We start from the raw sequence: 3,172 nt of genomic DNA, 5'->3' as shown, positions 1-3,172 counted from the left end.
TCCCCGACGGCCGGGTGGCGGGTGTGCGCACCCCCGCCGGGTCCGGCACGCCGCCCCGCCCGGGGCTGGCGCCCTGCTCGCTCGACGGGGTGACCGGGCTCGGCCCCGAGGCGTTCGCCGACTTCCTCGCCGACCCGGCCGTCACCGCCGACGGCTGCCTCCGCACCCTGATCTGGACCTGGGACGCCCGGCTCGCCCCGGTCATGTCCGACGCGCACGTCCAGGCCGTCTCGCGCCGGATATCCGCCCTCGCGCCCCGGCACGACGGCCGCAACGGCGGCCATCTGCTGGAGATGCTCACCTACCTCCACGCCGTCGTGTACCACGACTTCTCGCGCTCGGAGATCGACGTCACCGACCCGCCGACGACCGAGGCCATGCGCCGCGCGATCAGCGCCTTCGGCGGGGCGGCCCACAGCTTCGACGTGACGCGCTCCAACGCGGAGAGCCTGCGCGAGGCCCTGTACGCGGGCAGCGGGCCCGGTCTGCGCCAGTCCCAGCCCGGCCTAATCCGCAAGGTCCTGGCGACCATGGACCCGTACCACACCACGACGTACAAGGACCCGTCCTGGGCGGGCGCCGCGCTCGCCGGTCTGTCCGTCAACTACCTGGGCCTGTACCCGGGCAACAAGGACACCGCGTTCCGCACGGTCGTCACCGGCAACGCCGCGTACCGCGACGCGTTCCGGAAGTTCGCCGGCTACACCCATCTCAAGGACACGCGCAACGCCTGGGTGGTGCGGGACGCCGTCGCCGAGTACGGCCGCTTCGGCGAGGTCGAGGCGCTGCGGAAGGAGACGGTGGCCGGCCTCGGCGCGCTGCTGCCGGTCGTCGAGCGGAACTTCGGCGCGCTCGGCTCACCGTGGGCCAAGGCGGCGGGCTGGCTGGTCTACTACCAGTCCTGCGCCGCGTACGGCGTCTGCAAGCCGGACATCGAGCGGCGCCTCTTCCCGGCCACGTACACCTACGACGGGGGCGGCATGAAGGTGCGCACCGCCCTGGACCGGGGCACCGTCGACCGGCTGTACTACGCGAGCAAGCAGGTGAAGGCGCAGTTCCACCGGGTGCTGGGCAGCGAGAAGCCGCTGGCCGGTGACGACAACGCCACCCTGAACGTCGTCCTGTACGCCTCGCGCGCCCAGTACGAGGACTTCCAGCCGCTGCTCACCGGGCTGAGCACGGCCAACGGCGGCATGTACATCGAGCAGGGCGCGACCTTCTACACGTACCAGCGCCGCGTCCCGCAGGACTCCTCGCTGACCCTGGAGGAGCTGTTCCGGCACGAGTACACGCACTACCTGAACGGCCGGTGGGCCGTGCCGGGACTGTTCGGCGAGGGCCCCTGGTACCAGGGCGACCGGACCACCGCGATGGACGAGGGGACGGCGGAGTTCTTCGCCGGCGCCACCCGCGGCGAGGGCGTGAAGGTGCGGAAGTCGCTGGTCCGGGGCGTCATCAAGGACACCGCGAACGGCGGCCCGCGGATGACCGTCGACCGGCTGCTGCACGCGACGTACGACGGCGACGGCTTCCGCTTCTACGACTACGCGGGCACCTTCTTCGAGTTCCTGTGGACGGAGCGGCCGTCGCTGCTGCGCGAGATGTACGGCCTGCTGCGGGCGGACGACCCGGTGCGGTTCGACGCGTGGCGCGACCGGATGGGCAAGGACGCCGGGCTCCAGCGGGCGTACGACACCTTCCTGGACCGGCGGATCGCCGAGGTGGACCGGCTGTACGTACCGAGCACCGACGTCATCCCGAACGACCGGCTGCGGGACGCCTCTCCCGAGGCCGTGCGCACGTCGCTGGCCTCGGCCACCTCGCTGACGCCCGCCTGCGCGGCCGGCCCCGACCCGTCGGTGCGGCGCTTCGTGTGCACCGGCCGGATCACCGCGCGGCTCACGGACGCGGCCGACCCCGACCGGGTGTTCCGCGACATGTCCGACACGGTCGACTACTTCGTCCTGGAGCGGTCCCGGCCCGCGTCCACCAACCTGGAGGAGATGAACTGCTCCTTCGGCCCGGTGGACGTCTGGTCCGACGGCCGGGGCGGGACCGCCGACTACTCCTGTGAGGGGCCGTTGCGCAACTGAGCGGCCCGGGGCCGGCGGCGGAGGAACCGGCCGCCGGCCTCCCGTTCACCGTCCGGGGCCGGGCTCCGGCTCCATCGGCGGTTCGGTGGGGGCCTGCGGCTCGGGGCCCAGCAGGACGGCCCGGGCGAGGGCCGGCGCGAAGAAGGCGGACGGGGGGATGAGGAGGCCCGTCATCGCCCGGAAGGCGGCCCCGACGGCCGGGTCGCCGGTGGCCCGCCGGACGACGCGGGACATGTACCAGGCGCCGGGGCGGTCGGCGGCGCGGACCCCGGCCGCGTTGCCGACGGCGCCGGGGAGCAGCCGGTCGCCGCCGGCGGAGATGCTCCAGGCCGGGCGGACGGTCGCGGACAGCGCCCGCTGCACCCGGCGGGTGGTCGGCACCCGGCGGGGGTCGTCCAGGGTGTCGCGCAGGGCCAGGGCGTTCAGCGCGGCCACGGTCAGGCCCTGGCCGTAGACGGGGTTGAAGGCGCACAGCGCCTCCCCGGCGGCGAGGAAGCCCGCGGGCCGGCGGCCCGGCCGGTCGTAGCGGCGGCGGACGTTGGCGGTCGCCCGGTAGCCGTGGATGCCGGTGAGCGGCTCGGCCTTGTGGAGCCACTCGCGGAAGACGGGGTGCGGGAGGCGGTCGGCGAAGGCGAGGAAGCCGGCCTCGTCGGTGGGCGGTTCGCAGCCCCGCAGGCCGGAGAGCAGGGCGGTCCAGCGGCCGTCTTCCATCGGCAGGAGGAGGCCGCCGTACGGCTGGTCCGCGTCGGGGACGATGTAGATGCCCCGGTACGGCAGGTCCGTGTTGGCGCCCGCGCGGTAGAACCGGGTGGCGTAGGCGAGTCCGGTGTCGATCCGCTCCTCGGGGGCCGGTTCGGCGCCCAGGTCCGTCAGCCAGCCGGGGGCCCGGGAGGAGCGGCCGGAGGCGTCCAGGACGAGGCCGGCCGCCAGTGTGCCGGGCTCCTCCCCCGCCCGTCCGGCGCCCCGGGCCCGCAGCCGGACGCCCCGCACCCGGTCGGCGTCACCGGTCAGGCCGGTGACCTCCATTCCTTCGGCGAGGCGGATCCGGGGGTGGGCGAGGACGCGGCGGCGAACGAGCC

The 3,172-nt window shown here is 74.6% G+C and carries 2 protein-coding genes; one reads left to right on the top strand and one right to left on the bottom strand.

Annotated elements, in window-relative coordinates; all coding sequences use genetic code 11:
• The coding region (locus JNW98_RS34940; protein WP_223772293.1) for a collagenase at positions 1-2,093 on the top strand (2,093 nt) is incomplete at its 5' end.
• A 45-nt stretch (positions 2,094-2,138) separates the two neighbouring features.
• Here the strand turns inward: JNW98_RS34940 and JNW98_RS34935 are convergent.
• A partial coding sequence (locus tag JNW98_RS34935; protein ID WP_223772292.1) for a monooxygenase occupies positions 2,139-3,172 on the bottom strand: 1,034 nt, incomplete at its 5' end.

Origin of the sequence: Streptomyces huiliensis, from assembly GCF_020037025.1 — a bacterium.
In the GTDB taxonomy this organism is placed as follows: domain Bacteria; phylum Actinomycetota; class Actinomycetes; order Streptomycetales; family Streptomycetaceae; genus Streptomyces; species Streptomyces huiliensis.
Note: the sequence above shows the minus strand (reverse complement) of the source record. Positions and strands in the feature narration are given on the sequence as shown.